6 protein-coding genes are annotated in these 6,997 nt (G+C 42.9%); 2 read left to right on the plus strand and 4 right to left on the minus strand.

Going from position 1 to position 6,997, the window contains the following annotated elements:
• A partial coding sequence (locus tag CXF78_RS06320) for a DEAD/DEAH box helicase (protein WP_145991384.1) occupies positions 1–608 on the minus strand: 608 nt, incomplete at its 3' end.
• 153 nt (positions 609–761) lie between these two features.
• Between CXF78_RS06320 and trxA the strand changes: the two genes are divergently transcribed.
• Both trxA and rho read left to right on the plus strand, forming a co-directional pair.
• Positions 762–1,088 carry a thioredoxin TrxA gene (gene trxA, locus CXF78_RS06325; RefSeq protein WP_011635949.1) on the plus strand — a complete coding sequence of 109 codons (327 nt, stop codon included), beginning with the start codon at positions 762–764 and terminating at the stop codon, positions 1,086–1,088.
• 222 nt (positions 1,089–1,310) lie between these two features.
• Positions 1,311–2,573 carry a transcription termination factor Rho gene (gene rho, locus CXF78_RS06330; protein ID WP_011635948.1) on the plus strand — a complete coding sequence of 421 codons (1,263 nt, stop codon included), beginning with the start codon at positions 1,311–1,313 and terminating at the stop codon, positions 2,571–2,573.
• Between the two features lie 766 nt (positions 2,574–3,339).
• Here rho and CXF78_RS06335 read toward each other — a convergent pair.
• From CXF78_RS06335 to CXF78_RS06345, 3 genes are read right to left on the minus strand one after another with little or no spacing between them, the layout of a single operon-like run.
• Positions 3,340–4,065, minus strand: coding sequence for a fumarate reductase iron-sulfur subunit (locus CXF78_RS06335; protein ID WP_102036295.1), 726 nt, complete (start codon positions 4,063–4,065; stop codon positions 3,340–3,342).
• Between the two features lies 1 nt (position 4,066).
• Positions 4,067–6,067, minus strand: a complete 2,001-nt coding sequence (locus tag CXF78_RS06340; RefSeq protein ID WP_102036296.1) for a fumarate reductase flavoprotein subunit — start codon at positions 6,065–6,067, stop codon at positions 4,067–4,069.
• A 9-nt stretch (positions 6,068–6,076) separates the two neighbouring features.
• Positions 6,077–6,820, minus strand: a complete 744-nt coding sequence (locus CXF78_RS06345) for a fumarate reductase cytochrome b subunit (protein ID WP_011635945.1) — start codon at positions 6,818–6,820, stop codon at positions 6,077–6,079.
• Positions 6,821–6,997 lie beyond the last annotated feature (177 nt).

Genomic DNA, 6,997 nt, shown 5'->3' on the forward strand with positions numbered 1-6,997 from the left:
ATTGAAAGCGTGGCAGAAAACAGCATATTCAAGCGTGACTTAGCATCAGGCATTCTGCGGAATAAAAAGCGAATGTCTTTAATAAAGCCAAGATCAAACATACGGTCAGCTTCATCAAGCACAACGGCTTGAATGTGGCTTAAACTAATCACTCCCTGACGCACATAATCAATAATACGTCCGGTGGTACCAATTAGAATATCAACGCCTTTGTCTAATACCGCGCGCTGAGTTTCATAGCTTTCGCCACCGTAAACGATGCCAACTTTTAAGCCTGTATGTGCCGCTAATAACTTGGCATCTTTAGCAATCTGAATTGCTAATTCACGTGTAGGCGCCATAATAATAGCGCGGGGTTCAGTTGCTTTGCGACTCTCAGGTGCAGCAACATTAAGTAAGTGGTTAAATGTGGCCACTAAAAATGCCATAGTTTTACCGGTGCCGGTTTGGGCTTGTCCGGCAATATCTTTTGCATTAAGTAAAATAGGTAAAGATAACGCCTGTATTGGCGTGCAAAACTCAAAGCCGTTCTCGTTCAATGCCGCGAGTATTTCGGGCTTTAAAGGGAAGTCGGCGAATTTCTTGGTCGATAAATGTGTTTGGCTCATAGCACAAGCATACCTGTAGGGGTTGCAAAAAAAGATTCGATCGTTTGAAATAGCTACATTACTAAAACGGTCTCTTGAAAAGCTATTTAACTGACCCAATATACATGGTAAGCCATTAATAAACTAGCAATGGAACCAAATCTGGAGAACTACATGAGCGATAAAATTGTATACCTAAGCGATGACAGCTTTGAAAACGACGTATTAAAGTCTGAAACACCAGTATTAGTCGACTTCTGGGCTGAGTGGTGTGGTCCTTGTAAAATGATTGCCCCAATCCTAAACGACGTTGCTGAAGAATACGCAGGCAAACTGACAGTCGCAAAACTAAACGTTGACCAAAACAACGTTTCACCAGCGAAATACGGCGTACGCGGTATTCCAACATTGTTAATGTTCAAAGGCGGCGAGCTAGTAGCAACTAAAGTTGGTGCACTATCAAAGACGCAACTAAAAGAGTTCATTGACGCTAAGATCTAACTAGAATTAGCCTAGAAACGTTAAATGGCACAAGTTTTGAACAATTTGTGCCATTTTTAGGTTTTATTTACGCTAAATTTCTGGACGACCAACACATAAAGTGCTAATTTATTCATCAGATTTTTTCAATTAACCTCTTCTCGTTTATCAATCATAAAATATCTTTTCAAACTTGCTGATTGATTGCGGTAAGCTTCGTCGCGCAAAACAAGACTCCCATACATGAATTTAACAGAATTAAAAGACACGCCAATTTCAGATCTAGTTTCGCTTGCTGAAAGCATGAATCTGGAAAACATGGCTCGTACCCGTAAACAAGATATCATCTTCTCAATTTTGAAAGCTCACGCTAAAAGCGGAGAAGACATCTTCGGTGGCGGTGTATTAGAAATCCTCCAAGACGGATTTGGATTTTTAAGAAGTTCAGATGGCTCATACCTTGCGGGTCCTGACGATATTTATGTTTCTCCAAGTCAAATTCGTCGCTTTAACATGCGTACTGGTGACAGTATTTTTGGTAAAATCAGACCGCCGAAAGAAGGCGAAAGATATTTTGCACTGTTGAAAGTCAGTGAAGTCAACTTTGATAAACCAGAAAGCTCTCGCAATAAAATCCTGTTTGAAAACTTAACCCCATTACATGCAGAAGAGCGTCTTCGCATGGAGCGCGGTAATGGTTCAACAGAAGACATCACCTCTCGCATCCTTGATCTTTGTTCTCCAATCGGTAAAGGCCAGCGTGGTTTGATTGTTGCACCGCCAAAAGCCGGTAAAACATTGTTACTACAGAATATTGCTCAAAGTATTACTTATAACAACCCAGATGTGGTGTTAATGGTATTACTTATCGATGAACGTCCTGAAGAAGTGACAGAAATGCAGCGTATGGTTAAAGGCGAAGTCATTGCTTCTACCTTTGATGAACCAGCCAGCCGTCACGTTCAAGTAGCCGAAATGGTTATCGAGAAAGCAAAACGTTTAGTTGAGCATAAAAAAGACGTCGTCATTTTGTTAGATTCAATTACTCGTTTAGCCCGTGCTTATAACACCGTCATCCCTTCATCGGGTAAAGTGTTAACCGGTGGTGTTGATGCTAACGCATTACATCGTCCTAAGCGTTTCTTTGGTGCTGCACGTAACATTGAACACGGTGGCAGCTTAACCATTATCGCCACAGCCCTGGTTGATACAGGCTCGAAAATGGACGAAGTAATTTACGAAGAATTTAAAGGTACTGGTAACCAAGAGTTACATCTTTCTCGTAAAGCTGCTGAAAAACGCGTATTCCCAGCGATTGACTTCAACCGCTCTGGTACTCGTCGTGAAGAAAAACTAACGACGCCAGAAGAACTTCAGAAAATGTGGATTTTACGTAAAATCTTACATCCAATGGACGAAGTTTCTGCAATGGAATTCTTAATCGATAAATTGGCTATGACCAAAACTAACGAAGAATTTTTCACAGCAATGAAACGCGCTAAGTAATTCATTACCTAAACGCAAAATAATCGCAAAAATGCCGCTAATTTAGCGGCATTTTTTATGTCTAATTATCGATAAAATATATCTAAGACCTAGAGCAGACTAAGTCCTGCAACTTCGCTTCGCGGCGATAAATGCAGTAACATCTAGCCTTTCCCGCTTGCTATCGCTTGTTATCATTCACTGCTTGTTACCGCTCAGCCCGTCTTTAAAGCTTTAGTTCGTATAGCCTCTAGCAGTGAAGCGCTCTAGCATCTAGCCTTTCCACTTGCCATCGCCTGTTATCATTCTATCGCTTGTTATCGATCCCCCCGCTTTTAAAGCTTTAGCTTGTATAGCCTCTAGCAGCGAAGCGCTCTAGCATCTAGCCTTTCCACTTGCCATCGCCTGTTATCATTCTACCGCTTGTTATCGATCTTCCAGCCTTTAAAGCTTTAGCTCGTATAGTTTCTAGCAGCGAAGCGCTCTAGCATCTAGCCTTTCCACTTGCCATCGCTTGTTATCATTCTACCGCTTGTTATCGATCTTCCAGCCTTTAAAGCTTTAGCTCGTATAGTTTCTAGCAGCGTAGCGCTCTAGCATCTAGTCTTTGTGCTTGCTATCGCTTGCCATCGCCTGTTATCACTTTACCGCCTGTCACCGCTCTTCCGCCTTTAAAGCATTTGCTCGTATAGTTTCTAGCAGCGAAGCGCTCTAGCATCTAGTCTTTGTACTTCTATCGCTTGCTATCGTCTGTTATCGTTTTACCGTTCGTTACCGCTCTTTCCACCTAAACAGATGCCATTTTCCGACGTAAATACGCAATTTGCTGCATATGCGGTAAATCTTTCGGGCAAGTATCTTGGCAGCCGAGTAACGTCATGCAACCAAACACGCCATCTTGATTACCTATGACATGGTAAAAATCATCTGCACTGCGAGTGTCACGGCTGTCTAATTCAAAACGGGCAATTTTCATCATACCGACAGCGCCAACAAAAGTGTCACGCATTTGTTTAGTCGCACAAGCAGAAACACATACACCACATTCTACGCATCGCTCTAACTCATAAAGCTTGGTTGCTTCTTCCGGTGACATCGGCGTTTCGATACGATGAATATCATTATCTGCACTATTTGGATGCAACCACAACGATAAACGCTCAGATAATTCGCGCATAAATTTACCGGTATTCACCGACAGATCGCCAATTAAATCAAAGCCAGGTAATGGCATCAATTTAATATGTCCATCTGGATAATTAGCGGTTAAGGTTCGACAAGCTAACGTCGGAAAACCATTGATCACCATGGCACAACTGCCGCAAATACCCGCGCGACAAACAAAATCAAATTGTAGTGATGGGTCTTGTGTTTCACGTAGCTGATTCAACGCGATAAACACCGTCATTCCGGGTGCCTCTGTTAAGCTGTAAGTCACCATTTTAGGTTTGTCGCCAGGCTCTTGCGGGTCATATCGAAAAATTGAAAAAGTTAACGTGCGTGCTTGGCTCATATTACTTTTCTCCAGACTCAGCGTCGGTTTTGGCTACAGTATCAGTGAAGCGCTGATTACGTGGTTTATATTCTTCAGGTAGCTCAAAAGGCATTAATGCCGCTTGCTTGGCATACCTATCTGCATCGTCACCTAATTCAGCTAAAATAGCTTCAACCTGTTGCTGACGTTTTTGGGTATCAGGATGAGCAATCGCATTATCAACACCATAGCCTCGATAACCAGGCGGTAATTCCATTCGCATCACATCGAGCGCTTCATAACTCATTTCTGGTCGTAAACTATTAGCATCTGGCCAACGGGTTAATGTACGATTCAACCAGTCTTGGTCATTACGCTGTGGAAAATCTTCACGAGAATGCGCGCCTCGACTTTCGGTACGAGCAAGCGCCCCGCATGCAACGGTCACAGCCACTTTCAACATCCGTTTGACGCGTAACGCTTCAACTAATTCAGGATTTGCATGACGTTTTTTACACTTTAAGCCGAGGTTTTTCGAACGTTCAAGCAGTTCAGTTAATTGGTTAACAGCCAGTTCAAGTTCAGGCCCATTGCGGAAAATACCGACGTAATCCATCATGATTTTTTGCATTGCAGCTTTAAGTTTAAATGGATCTTCTGTTCCTTCGCCCTCAATAAGCTGATCAACTTCTGTTTGTAACTGCTTACCAAACAGGGCGATTAAATCGGTATCAACGACCAAACTATTTTGCTCACCAAAGTCAGCAACATACTTACCGATAATCATTCCGCCAACCACTGTTTCTGCTAGGGAGTTGCCACCGAGTCGATTAAAGCCATGCATATCCCAACAAGCAGCTTCTCCAACACTAAACAACCCTGATAATTGTGGACTTTCGCCATTGGCTTTAGTACGAATACCGCCCATAGAATAATGTTGTGTAGGTCGAACAGGGATCCAATCTTTAACCGGATCAATACCTAAAAAGTTCTCACAAATCTCTTTAACTTCACGCAAATTGGTATCAATGTGCTTTTGACCTAATAAGGTAATATCCAGCCATAAATGCGGCCCATAAGGGCTATTTACGCCTTTTCCTTTGCGCATATGCTCAGTCATTCTACGAGACACAACATCTCGCGAAGCCAGTTCTTTTTTCTCTGGTTCATAGTCGGGCATAAAGCGGTAACCGTCTTTATCGCGCAGCACACCACCATCACCACGACAGCCTTCGGTAGTTAAAATCCCCACTGGAACGATAGCCGTCGGATGAAACTGTACCGCTTCCATATTTCCTAATGTCGCGACACCGGTATCTAGCGCTAACGCTTGGCCAATCCCCTCACAAATAACGGCATTGGTTGATACAGAATAGATTCGTCCGTATCCGCCTGTGGCAATAGTGGTCGATTTAGCAATGTAAGCGCATAATTCCCCCGTAATTAAACAGCGAGCGATTACACCGTGGCAACGTTCACCATCATGAATAAGCGATAATGCTTCCATCCGTTCATGCACTGGAATGCCTAACGAAATGGCTTTATTATCGACAGCATACAATAAAGAATGACCTGCACCGTCTGCGGTATAGCAAGTACGCCACTTTTTGGTACCACCAAAATCACGCGCATTAATGAGTCCATGAGCCTCTTCGGCCTCGGTAATGGTGACTTTTTCAGCGTTAACAATTACTTGTCTATCGCCTTTAGTTACGCGAGTCCAAGGAACGCCCCACTGAGCTAACTCTCTTACCGCTTTGGGTGCACAGTGAGCAAACATTCGAGCAACATCTTGATCGCAGCCCCAATCGGAACCTTTAACCGTATCTTGAAAATGGATGTCTTCATCATCACCTTCACCTTTTATGGTATTGGCTAAACTGGCTTGCATGCCACCTTGGGCTGCTACAGAGTGCGATCGCTTAGCGGGAACCAGCGATAACACCAAGGTATCAAGACCGCGCTCTTTTGAGGCTATCGCGACTCTTAATCCAGCTAGTCCAGCGCCAACCACCAAGGTGTCGGTATAAATAATTTTCATGTTAATTCCTTACAACATCGACACATATGGCACTACAGGTAATGCTAAAGAGCGGCCAATAAAAATATACGTCAGCAAACTCGCCACACCTAGCACCATTAAATACACTAGCAACACCTTGGCAAATTTGAGCATAGCAAAACGTTGCTCAACCAAGCCCCATTTCACCACTACGCGATATAAACCAAATACGGCATGCACTGCTACAACAGGTAATAGCAGGATATATAAAGCCCAAGCATTGAGGTGATACACCCGTTCAGCCGAAAGATGTGGGCCTATTTCAGGGTTGGTGATCATGGTGAATAAGTGCGTAGGTACGAGGAAGAACAATAAAAAACCAGTGATCATTTGCCAAAACCAAATTTTGGTATCTTCATGGGGTAAAAAACGCATTTGATTTCGTAAGGCTCGCCATTGCCCTAATTGAGTAGGAAAGCGACGTAATGCAAATACCGCATGGATCAGCAGAATCAATAACATAAAGCAGGAAAAAATTTTTGTTACCAGAGGATAGCCATGGCCAGTTTCACTGAAAATGCCACCTTCTAGAAACTGTGCTACTTGGTAGAAAGCTTCTTTGCCAAACAAAATACTCGACTCAAAATGCAAATGCATCACTAGAAAAAGCCCCAGTAATACACCAGACAAACTTTGTAGTTTATCTGCACGAGCAGCCCAAAGAGGGTGAGCAAAACCTTTATCGGTATTTACCGCCCTGTCGACTTTCGTTTGCAAAGAATTCGCAGCCATAAATCATCATATCCTGTTATACACAATCACAAGTATTGACCATATCAAGAGTTTTTGAATAGCGGCAATGAACAATGATCAAACCGTGATAATGTTCACCTATTATTAAGCGGGAGTTAGAAGCGGGTCACACAAACCAGAAAATAAAAACTTAAATAATACTGATAGTTAACTCAA

Source organism: Shewanella sp. 11B5 (genome assembly GCF_002836795.1).
In the GTDB taxonomy this organism is placed as follows: domain Bacteria; phylum Pseudomonadota; class Gammaproteobacteria; order Enterobacterales; family Shewanellaceae; genus Shewanella; species Shewanella frigidimarina.

Bases quoted from the DNA above. Each gene is read 5' to 3' on its own strand.
- trxA (WP_011635949.1), top strand. From the start codon at position 762: ATGAGCGATAAAATTGTATACCTAAGCGATGACAGCTTTGAAAACGAC.
- rho (WP_011635948.1), top strand. From the start codon at position 1,311: ATGAATTTAACAGAATTAAAAGACACGCCAATTTCAGATCTAGTTTCG.
- CXF78_RS06335 (WP_102036295.1), bottom strand. From the start codon at position 4,065: ATGAGCCAAGCACGCACGTTAACTTTTTCAATTTTTCGATATGACCCG.
- CXF78_RS06340 (WP_102036296.1), bottom strand. From the start codon at position 6,067: ATGAAAATTATTTATACCGACACCTTGGTGGTTGGCGCTGGACTAGCT.
- CXF78_RS06345 (WP_011635945.1), bottom strand. From the start codon at position 6,820: ATGGCTGCGAATTCTTTGCAAACGAAAGTCGACAGGGCGGTAAATACC.